This is a genomic window from Pseudomonas sp. NC02 (genome assembly GCF_002874965.1).
Taxonomy (GTDB): domain Bacteria; phylum Pseudomonadota; class Gammaproteobacteria; order Pseudomonadales; family Pseudomonadaceae; genus Aquipseudomonas.
Window position 1 is genome coordinate 6246781 of the sequence record NZ_CP025624.1, and the last position, 16623, is coordinate 6263403.

14 protein-coding genes are annotated in these 16623 nt (G+C 60.7%); 11 read left to right on the top strand and 3 right to left on the bottom strand.

Going from position 1 to position 16623, the window contains the following annotated elements; genetic code table 11:
- Positions 1-55 precede the first annotated feature (55 nt).
- A complete protein-coding gene (locus tag C0058_RS29450; RefSeq protein WP_102370012.1) occupies positions 56-1030 on the top strand; it encodes an alpha/beta hydrolase family protein in 975 nt (324 codons plus the stop codon).
- Positions 1031-1210: 180 nt separating this feature from the next.
- On the opposite strand, the gene C0058_RS29455 is transcribed toward C0058_RS29450, so the two are convergent.
- The 3 genes from C0058_RS29455 to C0058_RS29465 are packed head-to-tail and all read right to left on the bottom strand — an operon-like array spanning position 1211 to position 3670.
- Complete coding sequence (locus C0058_RS29455) at positions 1211-1978, bottom strand: TerB family tellurite resistance protein (protein WP_102370013.1); 768 nt, start codon at positions 1976-1978, stop codon at positions 1211-1213.
- A gap of 1 nt (position 1979) precedes the next feature.
- Positions 1980-2654, bottom strand: a complete 675-nt coding sequence (murU, locus tag C0058_RS29460; protein ID WP_102370014.1) for an N-acetylmuramate alpha-1-phosphate uridylyltransferase MurU — start codon at positions 2652-2654, stop codon at positions 1980-1982.
- Positions 2651-3670 carry an aminoglycoside phosphotransferase family protein gene (locus C0058_RS29465; protein ID WP_087694722.1) on the bottom strand — a complete coding sequence of 340 codons (1020 nt, stop codon included), beginning with the start codon at positions 3668-3670 and terminating at the stop codon, positions 2651-2653. Before C0058_RS29465 ends, murU begins: the two co-directional genes overlap by 4 nt.
- 130 nt (positions 3671-3800) lie before the next feature.
- On the opposite strand from C0058_RS29465, the gene C0058_RS29470 reads away from it, so the two are divergent.
- The 10 genes from C0058_RS29470 to C0058_RS29515 all read left to right on the top strand — a co-directional run bounded on the left by C0058_RS29470 (position 3801) and on the right by C0058_RS29515 (position 16608).
- Positions 3801-6611 carry an LPS-assembly protein LptD gene (locus tag C0058_RS29470; RefSeq protein ID WP_102370015.1) on the top strand — a complete coding sequence of 937 codons (2811 nt, stop codon included), beginning with the start codon at positions 3801-3803 and terminating at the stop codon, positions 6609-6611.
- Positions 6592-7929: a peptidylprolyl isomerase gene (locus C0058_RS29475; RefSeq protein WP_003210991.1), complete on the top strand. Its 1338-nt coding sequence runs from the start codon at positions 6592-6594 to the stop codon at positions 7927-7929. Before C0058_RS29470 ends, C0058_RS29475 begins: the two co-directional genes overlap by 20 nt.
- The gene (gene pdxA / locus C0058_RS29480; protein ID WP_003210992.1) at positions 7926-8915 is read left to right on the top strand and encodes a 4-hydroxythreonine-4-phosphate dehydrogenase PdxA; all 990 of its coding nucleotides are present in this window, start codon (positions 7926-7928) and stop codon (positions 8913-8915) included. Before C0058_RS29475 ends, pdxA begins: the two co-directional genes overlap by 4 nt.
- The gene (gene rsmA, locus C0058_RS29485; protein ID WP_003210994.1) at positions 8912-9724 is read left to right on the top strand and encodes a 16S rRNA (adenine(1518)-N(6)/adenine(1519)-N(6))-dimethyltransferase RsmA; all 813 of its coding nucleotides are present in this window, start codon (positions 8912-8914) and stop codon (positions 9722-9724) included. Before pdxA ends, rsmA begins: the two co-directional genes overlap by 4 nt.
- A gap of 124 nt (positions 9725-9848) precedes the next feature.
- Positions 9849-10229: a Co2+/Mg2+ efflux protein ApaG gene (gene apaG / locus C0058_RS29490; RefSeq protein ID WP_003210996.1), complete on the top strand. Its 381-nt coding sequence runs from the start codon at positions 9849-9851 to the stop codon at positions 10227-10229.
- Positions 10229-11080: a symmetrical bis(5'-nucleosyl)-tetraphosphatase gene (locus C0058_RS29495; RefSeq protein ID WP_003210997.1), complete on the top strand. Its 852-nt coding sequence runs from the start codon at positions 10229-10231 to the stop codon at positions 11078-11080. The genes apaG and C0058_RS29495 overlap by 1 nt, the downstream gene beginning before the upstream one ends.
- 33 nt (positions 11081-11113) lie before the next feature.
- Positions 11114-11443, top strand: a complete 330-nt coding sequence (glpE, locus tag C0058_RS29500; protein WP_102370016.1) for a thiosulfate sulfurtransferase GlpE — start codon at positions 11114-11116, stop codon at positions 11441-11443.
- Between the two features lie 285 nt (positions 11444-11728).
- On the top strand, positions 11729-13651 hold the full coding sequence (locus C0058_RS29505; protein ID WP_003210999.1) for a PrkA family serine protein kinase: 1923 nt from the start codon (positions 11729-11731) through the stop codon (positions 13649-13651).
- A 126-nt stretch (positions 13652-13777) separates the two neighbouring features.
- Positions 13778-15049 carry a YeaH/YhbH family protein gene (locus C0058_RS29510; protein ID WP_003211000.1) on the top strand — a complete coding sequence of 424 codons (1272 nt, stop codon included), beginning with the start codon at positions 13778-13780 and terminating at the stop codon, positions 15047-15049.
- Positions 15046-16608 carry a SpoVR family protein gene (locus C0058_RS29515; RefSeq protein WP_102370017.1) on the top strand — a complete coding sequence of 521 codons (1563 nt, stop codon included), beginning with the start codon at positions 15046-15048 and terminating at the stop codon, positions 16606-16608. The genes C0058_RS29510 and C0058_RS29515 overlap by 4 nt, the downstream gene beginning before the upstream one ends.
- The last annotated feature ends 15 nt before the right edge of the window (positions 16609-16623 follow it).

The window sequence follows — 16623 nt, forward strand, 5'->3', positions numbered from 1 at the left end:
CAAATACTGACCAACCCATTAGGCTGCCGGAATCACTTCTGGCCGGAAATCAACGATGCCACTTTCCCACCGCTCGGCACTGCCAGCATTGTGCCTGTCGCTGCTGTTTACCAGCGCCTTTTGTGTCGAGGCCGCCGACACTCCCGCTCCCGCCCCGGAAAAACCGGTGGTGCGCCAGCCCTTGCCGGAGCGCAGCCAGGAAGAAGCCAACGCCCTGGAACGACAAATCCCGCAGCAGGAACAACAACAGTTGCAGGCGGGCAGCGATTCTTTCCTGGCTTTGTGGAAGCCGGCCAACAGCGGTGAGCCTGAAGGCGTGGTGATTATCGTCCCGGGCAACGGCGAAAGTGCTGACTGGCCTCAAGCAATCGCGCCGTTGCGCAAGAAATTGCCGGACGCCTCCTGGGGCACCCTGAGCTTGTCGCTGCCGGACCTGACCCTGGACACCTTGCCACCCCGCGTCATCGAATCGCCCAAGGCGACCGTGGAGACCAGCAGCAAAGACGCCAGCACCGTCGCCAAACCCGTGGAGCAAGCCGCCAGCGCCGAAGCGGAAGGCACTGACCCGGCCGTGGTTCCCGGCACCGATGAACAAGACAAGACCGACGCCACGCGAATCTTCGCGCGCATTGACGCCGCCCTCGCCTTCGCCCAGACCCAAAATGCCCGCAGCGTCGTATTGCTCGGCCACGGCACCGGCGCCTGGTGGGCCGCGCGTTACCTGAGTGAAAAACAACCGGCGCAGGTGCAGAAATTTGTCATGGTGGCCGCGCAGACCCCGGCGGGCCGTGCCCCGGACCTGCAACAACTGGCACCGAAACTGAAGCTGGCCACGGCAGACTTTTTCTACCAGGACAACGCCCAGGCACGCAAAGCGGCCCAGGAACGTTCCCAGGCCAGCAAGCGTTTGAAGAATGACAGCTACAAGCAGGTGTCGTTGAAGGCCCTCCCCGATAACAGCCAGGCAGGGCAAGAGCAGCTGTACCGGCGGATTCGCGGGTGGCTGAGCCCGCAAAATCCCGGAGACTGATCGTAAATCTCAAAAACACTGGAGAACAAAATGTGGGAGCGGGCTTGCTCGCGAATGCGGTGAGTCAGTCACTGCATCTGTTACTGATCCACCGCATTCGCGAGCAAGTCGAATCGTCGCACCGCCACTCCCACAGTTGATCCGGTTTACGCCATAAAAAAGCAGCGCCTGATAATTCTGTTAGCGAAAGTCTCGCCTTTCGCGAATCAGCGCGTAGGCGTTGTGCAGCTCGCGGGTACGTTCGGTCGCCTCCCGCACCTGGGCTGGACTGGCGCCACTGCCGGCAATCTTGTCCGGGTGGTGCCGGCTCAGCAGGCGCCGGTAAGCGCGCTTGATCACCGAAGGTTCGGTGGTCGACGTCACCCCCAGAATCCGCAACGCCTCCTGATAAGCCCCGCCACGATTGGCCAACGGCTTGCGCTCCGGCTCATAGTCAGCCGCCAGCGCCTGGATCTGCTGGACCGTCCAACCCAGCCATTTGCCCCATTGTTCAATCAACTCGCGCTCGGCCGTACTGGCCTTGCCGTCCGCCCAGGCCATGCGCCAACAGGCACGCAGCACACCTTCCGCCGCATGGGGCTGGGCCTTGAGCACGCCCAGGTAACTGCGTACCCGGTCCGAGCCGGACTTGCCGCGATTGAACGCGGCAATCGCACGGCGCTGGGCCGGCTCGGCCATGTCCAGCGAGCGCATTTCCTGGCGCGCCTGCTGGATATGCCCGTCCACCACCCGGCCGTTGCTCTTGGCCAGGCGACCGAGCAACACGAACAGCAGTTCGTCATTGCGCAACGCCGGCCGGCCGCCAAGGCGCTCGCGTAACTGGGCCCAGCTTTGCAGTTCCAGGCGCCGGTCCAGCGCCTGGCCCAGCAGTGCGCCCAACATGGCCCCCGGAATGCTGGCAATGGCAAAGCCCGCCCCGGCTCCGATCAGAGTCCCTGGCCACAACATCCTAGTGCCCCGCTGTCAGCAGGGTTTCGACTTGCGCCAGACGCTCCAGCGTCCCGACATCGATCCAGCGTCCGCTCATGTGTTCCCCCGTCACCAACCCTTTCGCCATGGCGTCACGCAACAGCGGCGCCAGCTTGAAGGCACCCGCACTGCAACCCGCGAACAGCTGGGGGTGGAGTACGGAAATGCCACTGAAGGTCAGGTTATCGGCACCGGCGGCGGCATCATGAAGCGCGCCGTCCTTCAGGTAGAAATCACCGCCGGACGGATGGTGCGGCGGATTGTCGACCATCACCAGGTGAGCCAGCCCATCCAGTGGCTGGTGGAGGCTGGCGAAGTCGTAGTCGGTCCAGATGTCGCCATTGACCACCAGGAACGGTTCGTCCCCCAGCAGCGGCAAGGCCTTGAAGATCCCGCCGCCGGTTTCCAGCGGCTCGCCTTCGGCCGAGTACTGGATGCGTACGCCGTACTGCGAGCCATCGCCCAGATAGCCTTCGATCTGCTGGCCGAGCCACGCATGGTTGATGACGATCTCGGTAAAGCCCGCTTTCGCCAGCGCCTCGAGGTGGTACTCGATCAGGCGCTTGCCGCCGGCCTGGATCAGCGGCTTGGGCGTGTGCAAGGTGAGCGGGCGCATCCGCTCACCTTTGCCGGCGGCCAGGATCATGGCCTTCATACCACCGCCTCGACGCGCAGGCTCGCCAGCAATTCACCCAGTTCGCTCAACTCTGGCCGGTCCGCGAGCACCGCCTCTATATAAGCGAAGAAGCGCGGCACGTCCGCCAGGTAGCGCGGCTTGCCATCGCGGTGGCAGATGCGCGCAAAGATGCCGATCACCTTGAGGTGACGCTGCACGCCCATCAGGTCGCTGGCCCGCAGGAACTCCTCGAAGTCCGCCTGCACCGGGATACCCAGCGCGCCGGCGCGTTGCCAGTAACCGCGCTGCCATTCCCGCACGCGGGCCAGCGGCCAACTGAGGAAGGCGTCCTTGAACAGGCACGTGATGTCGTAGGTCACCGGGCCGTAGACTGCGTCCTGGAAGTCCAGCACGCCGGGGTTCGGCTCGCTGATCATCAGGTTGCGTGGCATATAGTCGCGATGCACCAGGACCTTGGGCTGGGCCAGGGCGCTGTCAATCAGGTGTTCGCTGACGCGTTGCCACAGGCCAAGCTGCCGGGCGTCAAACTCGATGCCCAGCTCCCGGCGAACGTACCATTCAGGAAACAATTCCAGCTCCCGACGCAACAGCGCGACGTCATAACTGGGCAACGGGGCTTCCATCGGCAATTGCTGGAAAGCCAGCAATGCGTCGATGGCATCGGCGAACAATTGATCGGCATTTTCAGCCGTAATCACGTCCAGATAGGTTTTTTTCCCCAGGTCGTTCAGCAAAAGAAAGCCGCGAAGCAGATCTTGCGCATAAATTTTCGGAACATTTATTCCCGATTGACCGAGTAAATGAGCGATATCGACGAAAGGTTTGCAGTTTTCCTGGGGGGGTGGAGCGTCCATCACGACAAAACTGCGACCTCCTCCCTCCCACCGGAAGTAACGCCTGAAACTCGCGTCACTGCTGGCCGCAGTCAACGTGGCCGGGGGTACGACACCCCAGCCCTGGGTGGTAAAGAGGCCTGGCAATTGCTCATCAAGCCAGACTTTCAGCTGTTGCAAACGTAGATCTTGGTCGGGCATTACAAGGGTCTCCGACGGCGCTAGCCGTCAAGCGGGTCATGCTTTATTATCACGCATCTTTTTCAGACCATCGAGAGGCGTGCGGCCCACACCGCGGGCAGATGGCACGCAGGAAGCCCGGACTAATAAGATGGCATTGAAATCCCCCGCGTTTCGTAGAAAATTTCCGTTGCTGGTAACCGGCAGTCTGCTGGCCATGCAACCTTTCGCCACCTCATTCGTGGTCGCCGCGGAACAGTATGACTGCTCAGTCTCTGCTTCGGGTGCCTGGGATTGCGCGCCGAAAACGGCCGCAGCCCCGCTGCCACCGCGCCCGGTGCATGACGGCAGTGCCGTCAGCTCTGCCAGTGGCACGCCGCAAGGCGAGTCCGGCGGCGCCGCCGAGGCCGTGCCGCAGACCGCTCTGGTCACCGAAGCCAAGGGCCGCGGCCTGCGTTCGCGCAGCGCCGACTACAGCCACCTGGACTGGGTCCCTCGCGAGAAGCTCACCGCCGCACAACTGGCCGAAACCGGCCCGTACTGCTCCGGCGCGTACATCGAGCCGGTCCGTCCTGGCATGAACGACAAGACGAACAAGAGCGACGCGCCGACCTTCATCGGCGCCAAGGTCTCTCGTTACGAGCAGGAACAACAAGTTGCTTCCCTGGCCGGTGACGTCGTCATGCGCCAGGGCAGCATGCAGGTCGAGGCCGACGAGGCCAACCTGTACCAGGCCGAGAACCGTGGCGAGCTGAACGGCAACGTCCGTCTGCGCGACAACGGTGCCCTGCTGGTGGGCGACCACGCTGAAGTCCAGCTGGACACCGGCGCCGCCAAGGTCGACAACGCCGAATACGTGATGCACAAATCGCGCATCCGCGGTAACGCCCTGTACGCCAAGCGTGCCGAGAACGCGATCATCCGTCTCAAGGACGGTACGTACACCACCTGCGAGCCGAACAGCAACGCCTGGCAGCTCAAGGGCAACAACATCACGCTCAACCCGGCCACCGGTTTCGGTACCGCGACCAACGTGACGTTGCGGGTCAAGGACATTCCGATCCTTTACACCCCGTATATCTATTTCCCGATCGACAACCGTCGTCAATCCGGCTTCCTGCCGCCGAGCTTCAGCACCGGTGGCGAGACTGGCTTCACGTTGGTTACGCCGTACTACTTCAACCTGGCGCCAAACTACGACGCCACGTTGTACCCGCAATACATGACCAAGCGCGGCCTGTTGATGGAAGGCGAATTCCGCTACCTCACCAAGTCCAGCGAAGGCCAGTTCGGCGGCGCGTACCTGAACGACGACAGCAGCGAGCGTAAAGGCCAGACCGACTACGAAAAAGATCGCTACATGATCAACTGGCAGCACAAGGGCGGGCTGGACTCGCGTGTACTGACCCAGGTCGACTACACCAACATCAGCGACCCTTATTACTTCCAGGATCTGAAGTCCTATCAGGAAGGGATCAAGAGCCAGGACTACGTGAACCAGCAAGGTTCGGTGACCTACCGCGGTGATACCTTCCAGGCGAAGCTGAACCTGCAGGCGTACCAGCTGGCAACGATCTCCCAGATCACGCCGTATGACCGCTTGCCACAGATCACCTTCAACGGCACGCTGCCGTACCATCCAGGCGGGGTGAACTTCACCTACGAGACCGAAGCCGTACGCTTTGATCGGGACTTGGAGAACGGAAGCTTCACGGATGAAAACGGGCTCGTATCGCCGCGGCTCGACACCTACGTAACCGGCCTGACCCGTGCAAACGGTACTCGCCTGAACGTTGCGCCGGCAGTCGACTACCCGATGAACTGGACCTACGGTTTTATTACGCCAAAGTTGAAGTACGTCTATACCAAGTACGATCTTGATTTGGACAGCATCGGCAAAAACCAGATTATCGCAGCGCAAGCCGCGTCAACTGCAGCCAACCCTTATGCCGGTGGCACCTTCAAAAGCTCGCAAGACCGTGCAATTCCGATTGCCAGCATCGACAGCGGCCTGTACTTCGACCGCAACACCAACTTGTTCGGCAAAGACTACCGTCAAACTCTGGAGCCTCGTGCGTACTACCTGTATGTACCGAACAAGGACCAGGGCGATATCCCGGTATTCGACAGCGGTGAGTACTCGTTCAGCTACGCGTCGCTGTTCCGTGACAACCGCTTCAGCGGTACTGACCGCATCGGCGACGAGAACAAACTGTCCCTGGGCGTGACCAGCCGCTGGATCGAAGAAAACGGCTTCGAACGCCAACGCGTCAGCATCGGCGAGGCCGTGTACTTCAAGAACCGCGAAGTTCAACTGCCGGGCATCCTGGCCGCGGACCGTGCGGACGCACAGTCTGATGTTTCGCCAATCGCCCTGGACTACGAGTTCCGCTTCAACCGTGACTGGCGCGCCACTGCCGATTACAACTGGGACCCGGAAAGCCACAGCCCACGTTCCGGCAGCGCGATGTTCCACTATCAGCCGGAAGACAACCCGAACAAGGTTATCAACGTCGGCTACCGCTATCGCAACGACCAGGTGGTGTACAACCAGCTGACCGGCAAATGGCAGTTTGGTGGCGACTACGGGCAGCCAGGCGACCCGAACTTCGTGAAGGATTACTACAAAATCCAGCAACACGACTTCTCGATGATGTGGCCGATCGTTCCGCAGTGGAACCTGATCACCCGCTGGCAGTATGACTATGCCCGCAACCGTACCCTGGAAGCCTTCGGTGGTTTCGAGTACGACAACTGCTGCTGGAAACTGCGCGTCATCAACCGTTACTGGGTTTCCAACGACGAATACAGCCAGATCGCCCCGCTGAACGAAAAGGGTGACCACGGGCTCTTCTTCCAAGTTGTCCTCAAAGGACTCGGCGGCCTGACCGGCGCCAAGGTAGAGAGCTTCCTCGACAAAGGCATTGAAGGTTATCGTGAACGTGAAGACCAAGCTTTCTGATTGTCTGCGCCCGCTGATGCTGGGCGCGCTGTTCCTGGGTACCGCCGCAGCTCACGCTGCGGTTCAACCGCTGGACAAGGTAGTGGCCATCGTCGATAACGACGTGATCATGCAGAGCCAACTGGACCAACGGGTCAAGGAAGTTCAGCAAACCATCGCCAAGCGTGGCGGCGGCGTACCACCGACCAGCGTGCTGGACCAGCAGGTGCTTGAACGCCTGATCGTTGAAAACCTGCAACTGCAGATCGGCGATCGCTCCGGTATCCGTATCAGCGACGAAGAATTGAACCAGGCTGTCGGCACCATCGCCCAGCGCAACAACATGAGTGTTGATCAGTTCCGCGCAGCCCTGGCTCACGACGGCCTGTCCTATGAGGACGCCCGTGACCAGATTCGCCGGGAAATGATCATCAGCCGTGTACGTCAGCGTCGCGTGGCCGAACGGATTCAGGTGTCCGAGCAGGAAGTGAAGAACTTCCTCGCCTCCGACCTTGGCAAGATGCAGCTTTCCGAAGAACTGCACCTGGCGAACATCCTGGTGCCTACGCCAGACAGCGCCAACGCTGAACAGCTCAATGCTGCTGCAGCGAAAACCCAGGCTATCTATGACCGTCTCAAGCAAGGTGCCGACTTTGCCCAGATGGCCATTGCCCAGTCCGGCAGCGACAACGCCCTCGAAGGCGGTGACATGGGCTGGCGTAAAGCCGCGCAACTGCCACCACCGTTCGACCGCGAGCTGAGTGCCATGGAAGTCGGTGGCATCACCCAGCCTGCCCGTACGCCTGGCGGTTTCATCATCCTCAAGTTGCTCGGCAAGCGCGGTGGCGAAGAAGCGCAGATGAAGGACGAAGTTCACGTTCGTCACATCCTGGTCAAGCCAAGCGAGATCCGTACCGAAGCCCAAACCAAGGAACTGGCCCAGAAGCTCTATGACCGCATCGAAGCGGGCGAAGACTTCGGCGAATTGGCGAAGAGCTATTCCGAAGACCCGGGTTCGGCGCTTAACGGCGGCGATCTGAACTGGATCGATCCGAAGGCACTGGTTCCAGAGTTCCAGGACGTCATGGCCAAGACCCCGCAAGGCGTTCTGTCCAAGCCGTTCAAGACCCAATACGGCTGGCATGTGCTGGAAGTCCTTGGCCGTCGCGCCACTGACAACACCACCCAGGCCCGCGAGCAGCAAGCCCTGACCGTACTGCGTAACCGCAAATACGACGAAGAGCTGCAAACCTGGTTGCGTCAGATCCGTGACGAAGCCTACGTAGAGAACAAGCTTCCTGGTGCCGACCAAACAGGCACCGACCAGGCAGCCCAGTGACACCCAAGCGTTTCGCACTGACACCCGGCGAGCCGGCCGGCATTGGTCCTGACCTGTGCCTGCTGCTCGCCTCGCACCCCCAGCCACACCCCCTGATTGCCATTACCAGCCGCGACCTGCTCATTGAGCGGGCCGCGCAGCTGGGTGTGGTTGTCGATCTGCTGCCGGTGGGCCCGGGCAACTGGCCTGATCTGCCGGCACCGGCCAACAGCCTGTACGTATGGGATACCCCGCTGGCGACCAAGGTCGTGGCCGGGCAACTGGACAAGGCCAACGCTGCCTTCGTCCTGGAAACCCTGACCCGTGCCGGCCAGGGCTGCATCGACGGGGATTTTGCCGGGATGATCACCGCCCCGGTACACAAGGGTGTGATCAACGAATCAGGCATCGCCTTTTCCGGTCATACCGAATTCCTCGCTGAGCTGACCCATACCGAACAAGTGGTGATGATGCTGGCAACGGGCGACCTGCGGGTGGCGCTGGTGACCACTCACCTGCCCCTGCGCGAGATTGCCGACGCCATTACCCCCGAGCGACTGGAGCGTGTGACACGCATCCTGCACGCCGACCTGCAACAGAAGTTCGGCATCGCCCAACCACGCATCCTGGTCTGTGGGCTCAACCCCCACGCCGGTGAAGGTGGCCACCTGGGCCATGAAGAAATCGACATCATCGAACCAACCCTGGAGCGTCTGCGCCTTGAAGGCATGGACCTGCGCGGCCCATTGCCTGCCGACACTCTGTTTACCCCCAAATATCTGGAGCACTGCGACGCAGTGCTGGCGATGTACCATGACCAGGGCCTGCCCGTGCTGAAGTACAAAGGCTTTGGCGCCGCGGTCAACGTGACACTGGGCCTGCCGATCATCCGCACCTCCGTCGACCATGGCACCGCCCTGGACCTCGCAGGCAGCGGCAAGATCGATACCGGCAGCCTGCACGTGGCCCTGGAAACCGCCTATCAGATGGCCGAGACCCGTATATGACCGAGCATTACCAACACCGGGCGCGCAAGCGTTTCGGGCAAAACTTCCTGCACGACGCTGGCGTGATCGATCGCATCCTGCGTTCCATCCATGCCAAGCCCGAAGACCGCCTGCTGGAAATCGGCCCGGGCCAGGGCGCCCTGACCCAAGGCCTGCTGAAAAGCGGCGGCCAGCTGGACGTGGTTGAGTTGGACAAGGACCTGATCCCGATCCTCAACCAGCAGTTCGCCGGCATGCCCAATTTCAACCTGCACCAGGGTGATGCGCTGAAGTTCGACTTCACCAGCCTCAATGCAGCGCCCAACAGCCTGCGGGTGGTCGGCAACCTGCCGTACAACATCTCCACCCCGCTGATTTTTCACCTGCTGAACAACGCCGGCATCATCCGCGACATGCACTTCATGCTGCAAAAGGAAGTGGTCGAGCGTCTGGCAGCGGGTCCTGGAGGCGGTGACTGGGGTCGCCTGTCGATCATGGTTCAGTACCATTGCCGCGTAGAGCACCTGTTCAACGTCGGACCTGGCGCGTTCAACCCCCCGCCGAAAGTCGACTCCGCCATCGTGCGCCTGGTGCCTCACGCGGTGTTGCCACACCCGGCCAAAGATCACAAGTTGCTGGAGCGCGTGGTGCGCGAAGCCTTCAACCAGCGCCGCAAGACCTTGCGCAATACGCTGAAGGCCTTGCTCAGCAACGCTGAAATCGAGGCCGCCGGCGTCGACGGCAGCCTGCGCCCCGAGCAGCTGGACCTGGCCGCCTTCGTGCGCCTGGCTGACCAGCTCGCCATTCAGCCTGCGCCAGTGGCTGAATAAATAGTAGGAGCCGGCTTGCCGGCGATGGCGCACTCACGATCGCCATCGCTGGCAAGCCAGCGCCTACGGGCCTAGACTGACCGGCATCCGCTGTTCCCCCGCTTTTGCTTTTAAGGCCTCTTGCATGTCCGATCCTCGTTATCAGATCGACGTCAGCGTCGTCACCCGCTTTCTGGCGGAACAATCGCAACCCGAGCAGAACCGCTTTGCGTTCGCCTACACCATTACCGTACAAAACAACGGCGAGCTGCCTGCCAAGCTGCTGTCGCGCCACTGGGTCATCACCGACGGTGACGGCCAGGTCGAGGAAGTACGCGGCGCCGGCGTGGTCGGCCAACAACCGCTGATCGCCCCAGGCAAGAGCCACACCTACAGCAGCGGCACTGTGATGACCTCCCGCGTCGGCAACATGCAAGGCAGCTACCAGATGCTCGCCGACGACGGCAAACACTTCGACGCCATCATCGCCCCGTTCCGCCTCGCGGTGCCTGGAGCCCTGCACTGATGGCGACGTATGCCGTCGGCGACCTGCAAGGCTGCCTGGAACCGCTCAAGTGCCTGCTCGAGCGTGTGGCCTTCGACCCGGCCAAGGATCGCCTGTGGCTGGTGGGCGACCTGGTCAACCGTGGCCCGCAATCCCTGGAAACCCTGCGCTTCCTTTATGGCATGCGCGACTCCCTGGTGTGCGTACTGGGCAACCATGACCTGCACTTGCTGGCCGCCGGCAATAACATCGAGCGCCTGAAAAAGGGCGATACCCTGCGGGAAATCCTCGAAGCGCCGGATCGCACCGAGCTGCTTGACTGGCTGCGCCGGCAAAAACTCATGCACTACGACGAGAGCCGCGACACCGCCTTGGTGCATGCCGGCATTCCACCCCAGTGGACGCTGAAGAAAGCCCTCAAGTGCGCGAGTGAAGTCGAAGCAGCCCTGGCCGATGACAACCTGTACACCGCTTACCTGGATGGCATGTACGGCAACGAACCCGTTAAGTGGGACAACGAACTGACCGGCGTCGCGCGCCTGCGGGTGATCACCAACTACTTCACCCGCATGCGTTTCTGCACCGCCGAAGGCAAGCTGGACCTCAAGAGCAAGGAAGGCGCCGACACTGCGCTGCCCGGCTACAAGCCCTGGTTCGCCCACAAGGAGCGCAAGACCCGTGAAACGAAGATCATCTTCGGCCACTGGGCAGCCCTGGAAGGCAAGTGTGATGAACCTGGCGTGTTCGCCCTCGACACCGGCTGCGTATGGGGCGGCGCCATGACCCTGATGAACATCGACACCGGCGAGCGCTCAAGCTGCCAGTGCGACTCCCCCGTTCCCGAACAACTGCAGGCCGCGGCAAAGCGCTGAGCCGCGCTTTCACACAGGCCAAAGGAGCCCGCCATGACTGAATTCAAACGTATCCCTCCCGAGCAAGCCCAGGCCCTGCGCGAGCAAGGCGCGGTGGTTGTCGACATCCGCGACCAGCCGACCTACAACGCTGCCCACATCAGTGGTGCCCGGCACCTGGACAACCACAACATCGCCGACTTCATCCGCGCCGCCGACCTCGACGCGCCGGTCATCGTCGCGTGCTACCACGGCAACTCCAGCCAAAGCGCCGCCGCCTACCTGGTGAGCCAGGGCTTCTCCGACGTCTATAGCCTCGACGGTGGCTTTGAGCTATGGCGTGCGACCTATCCTGCAGAAATTGCCGCAGGCGACGCGCAATAATTTTTTTCAAACCCCGCTATCCCGCGTGACGCTTGGCCTCGCGCCGTTTCTGACGAACGGCGCGGCCAAACTAATTTCGTATCGCGCCTTGACCTCCCGGATTCCGAACTATCCTTAAGCGCAGGCCATCCAAAACAGGGGAGAGCCGGTACACCGGCGTGCGGGTCATCGGTAGCGTTTCAGGGTGTTCTGGGGGGAAAACGGCCATTGGTGTCCACCAATGGCTGCCAGCATCGACTGATTGATCCGGCGTCGGCTCCACGTATCGAGCGAGGTGACGACGTCATGAGTATTTTTAGCCACTTCCAACAACGCTTCGAGTCCACCCGCCAGGAAGAGCTCTCGCTTCAGGAGTATCTCGAACTGTGCAAAAAGGACCGCAGCGCCTACGCGTCTGCCGCTGAACGCCTGCTGTTGGCGATCGGCGAGCCGGAGCTGGTGGACACCGCAGCCAATTCGCGCTTGTCGCGGATTTTCTCGAACAAGGTGATCCGTCGCTACCCGGCCTTTGAAGACTTCCACGGTATGGAAGAATGCATTGACCAGATCGTCTCGTATTTCCGCCATGCCGCCCAAGGCCTGGAAGAGAAGAAACAGATCCTCTACCTGCTCGGCCCCGTCGGCGGCGGTAAGTCGTCCCTGGCCGAGAAGCTCAAACAACTGATCGAGAAGGTGCCGTTCTACGCCATCAAGGGCTCACCGGTGTTCGAGTCGCCCCTGGGGCTGTTCAATGCCACGGAAGATGGCGCGATCCTCGAAGAAGACTTCGGCATTCCACGGCGCTATCTCAATACCATCATGTCGCCCTGGGCGACCAAGCGCCTGGCCGAGTTCGGCGGCGACATCAGCCAGTTCCGGGTGGTGAAGCTCTATCCCTCGATCCTCAACCAGATTGCCGTGGCCAAGACCGAACCGGGTGACGAGAACAACCAGGACATCTCGGCACTGGTGGGCAAGGTCGATATCCGCAAACTCGAAGAATTCCCGCAGAACGACGCCGATGCCTACAGCTACTCGGGCGCACTGTGCCGGGCCAACCAGGGTCTGATGGAGTTCGTGGAGATGTTCAAGGCACCGATCAAGGTGCTGCACCCACTGCTCACCGCGACACAGGAAGGTAACTACAACAGTACCGAAGGCCTGGGGGCGATTCCGTTTACCGGGATCCTGCTGGCCCACTCCAACGAATCGGAATGGCACACCTTCCGCAACAACAAGAACAACGAAGCCTTCATCGACCGGATCTACATCGTCAAGGTGCCTTACTGCCTGCGGGTCAGCGATGAAATCAAGATTTACGACAAGCTGCTGTTCAACAGCTCCCTGGCCAAGGCCCATTGCGCGCCTGACACCCTGAAGATGCTGGCCCAGTTCACCGTGTTGTCGCGCCTCAAGGAGCCGGAAAACTCCAACATCTACTCGAAGATGCGGGTGTATGACGGCGAAAACCTCAAGGACACCGATCCGAAGGCCAAGTCGATCCAGGAATACCGCGACACCGCCGGCGTGGATGAGGGCATGAACGGCCTGTCGACACGTTTTGCGTTCAAGATCCTGTCAAAGGTCTTCAACTTCGACCCGCACGAAATCGCCGCCAACCCGGTGCACCTGCTCTACGTGCTGGAACAGCAGATCGAACAGGAACAATTCCAGGCTGAAACCCGCGAGCGCTATCTGCGCTTCCTCAAGGAATACCTGGCACCGCGCTACATCGAGTTCATCGGCAAGGAAATCCAGACCGCGTACCTGGAGTCCTACAGCGAATACGGCCAGAACATCTTCGACCGCTATGTGCTGTACGCAGACTTCTGGATCCAGGACCAGGAATACCGCGACCCGGAAACCGGCGAGATTCTCAACCGCGTAGCCCTCAACGAGGAACTGGAAAAGATCGAAAAACCCGCCGGCATCAGCAATCCGAAGGATTTCCGCAACGAAATCGTCAACTTCGTGCTGCGCGCCCGGGCCAACAACAACGGCAAGAACCCTACCTGGCTCAGCTACGAGAAGCTGCGGGTGGTCATCGAGAAGAAAATGTTCTCCAACACCGAGGATCTGCTGCCGGTCATCAGCTTCAACGCCAAGGCCAGCAAGGAGGATCAGCAAAAACACAACGACTTCGTCACTCGCATGGTCGAGCGTGGCTACACCGACAAACAGGTACGACTGCTCTCCGAGTGGTACCTGCGGGTCCGCAAATCGCAGTAAGGCAGCGACAAGCGTGCAATGCCAGGCTCCCGGTACGCCGGACAGCCTGGCAATCGACCGCTTGTCTTTAAGCTTCCAGCTTGCCGCTTGAAGCTTGTAACTTGAAGCTGCCCGGAGGGCTCCTGCATGAGCTATGTGATCGACCGACGTCTCAATGGCAAGAACAAGAGCACGGTAAACCGCCAGCGGTTCCTGCGGCGTTACCGTGACCACATCAAAAAGGCCGTCGAAGAGGCCGTCAGCCGCCGTTCCATCACCGATATGGAGCATGGCGAACAGATCAGCATCCCCGGACGCGACATCGATGAACCGGTGCTGCACCACGGCCGGGGCGGCAAACAGACCGTCGTGCATCCCGGCAACAAGGAATTCACCAGCGGCGAACATATCCAGCGGCCCCAGGGCGGCGCGGGCGGCAAAGGCCCGGGCAAGGCCGGTAACTCCGGCGAAGGCATGGATGAGTTCGTGTTCCAGATCACCCAGGAAGAGTTCCTGGAGTTCATGTTCGAAGACCTGGAACTGCCCAACCTGGTCAAACGCAACCTGACCGGTACCGACACTTTCAAGACCGTGCGCGCCGGGATCAGCAACGAAGGCAATCCGTCGCGGATCAACATCATCCGCACCCTGCGCTCGGCCCATGCGCGACGTATCGCCTTGTCTGGCAGCAGCCGGGCAAAACTGCGGGATGCCAAGGCGGAACTGGAACGCCTGAAACGCGAAGAGCCGGACAACTTCGGCGATATCCAGGAAATTGAAGCCGAAATCGCCAAACTCAGCGCGCGAATCCATCGCGTGCCGTTTCTCGACACCTTCGACCTGAAGTACAACCTGCTGGTCAAGCAACCCAATCCCAGTTCCAAGGCTGTGATGTTCTGCCTGATGGACGTGTCCGGCTCCATGACCCAGGCGACCAAGGACATCGCCAAGCGCTTCTTCATCCTGCTGTACCTGTTTCTCAAGCGTAACTACGACAAGATCGATGTGGTGTTCATCCGCCATCACACCAGCGCCAGGGAAGTCGACGAGGAGGAATTCTTCTACTCGCGGGAAACCGGCGGCACCATCGTTTCCAGCGCCTTGAAGCTGATGCAGGAAATCATGGCCGAACGCTATCCGGCCAACGAGTGGAACATCTACGCCGCCCAGGCTTCCGACGGCGACAACTGGAACGACGACTCGCCGATCTGCCGCGACATCCTGATCAACCAGATCATGCCGTTCGTGCAGTACTACACCTACGTCGAAATCACCCCGCGCGAGCATCAGGCCCTGTGGTTCGAATACGAGCGCATCAGCGAAGCCTTCGCTGACACCTTCGCCCAGCAACAATTGGTCTCGGCCGGCGATATCTATCCGGTCTTCCGTGAACTCTTCCAGCGCAGGTTAGTGACATGACCGCCAAAGAGCATAAGCGCCAACCCATATCCACGGGGTCCGAATGGACCTTCGAACTCATCCAGGCCTATGACCGGGAAATCAGCCGCATCGCGGCGGGTTATGCCCTGGATACCTACCCCAACCAGATCGAAGTGATCACCGCCGAACAGATGATGGATGCCTATGCGTCCGTGGGCATGCCCCTGGGCTATCACCACTGGTCCTACGGCAAACACTTCCTCAGCACTGAAAAGTCCTACACCCGCGGCCAGATGGGCCTGGCCTACGAAATCGTCATCAACTCCGACCCGTGCATCGCCTACCTGATGGAAGAAAACACCATCTGCATGCAGGCGCTGGTGGTGGCCCACGCGTGCTACGGGCATAACAGCTTCTTCAAGGGTAACTACCTGTTCCGCACCTGGACCGATGCCAGCTCGATCATCGATTACCTGGTATTCGCCAAGCAGTACATCATGCAGTGCGAGGAGCGCCACGGCATCGATGCGGTGGAAGACCTGCTGGACTCCTGCCATGCCCTGATGAACTACGGCGTCGACCGCTACAAACGCCCGTATCCGATTTCCGCCGAAGAAGAACGGCTGCGCCAGAAGGACCGTGAAGAGCATCTGCAAAAGCAGATCAACGACCTGTGGCGCACCATTCCCAAACGCGCCGGCAAGAACAACGACAAGGACAATGCGCGCTTCCCCGCCGAACCTCAGGAAAACATCCTGTATTTCATCGAAAAGCACGCGCCATTGCTGGAGCCCTGGCAGCGGGAAATCGTGCGGATCGTGCGCAAGATCGCCCAGTATTTCTACCCACAACGCCAGACCCAGGTGATGAACGAAGGCTGGGCCACGTTCTGGCACTACACCCTGATGAACGACCTGTATGACGAAGGCCTGGTCACCGACGGTTTCATGATGGAGTTCCTGACGTCCCACACCAGCGTGGTCTTCCAGCCGGGCTTCGACAGCCCCTACTACAGCGGTATCAACCCGTATGCATTGGGCTTTGCGATGTACCGCGATATCCGGCGCATGTGCGAGCACCCCACCGAAGAAGACCGCCGCTGGTTCCCGGAGATTGCCGGCAGCGATTGGTTGTCGACCATCAAGTTCGCCATGAGCAGCTTCAAGGATGAGAGCTTCATCCTGCAGTACCTGTCCCCCCAGGTGATTCGAGACCTCAAGCTGTTCAGCATCATGGACGACGACCTCAAGGACGATTTGCTGGTGCCCGCCATTCATGACGAGCCGGGCTATCGCACCATCCGCGAAACCCTCGCGGCGCAGTACAACCTGGGCAACCGCGAACCCAATGTGCAGATCTACAGCATCGACGTACGCGGCGATCGCTCGCTGACCCTGCGCCACCAGCAGCACGACCGCAAACCGCTGGGAGAGTCCACTGAGGAGGTTCTCAAGCACCTGCACCGGCTGTGGGGGTTCGATATCCACCTGGAGACGCTGCAAGGCGACCAGGTGATGAAAACCCACCACGTTCCGCCGCGTAACGAGCACAGCGACAACGATTACGGCCGCCTGGACCTGGCAGTCGTGCATCTGTGAAACGGCAAAGCCTCC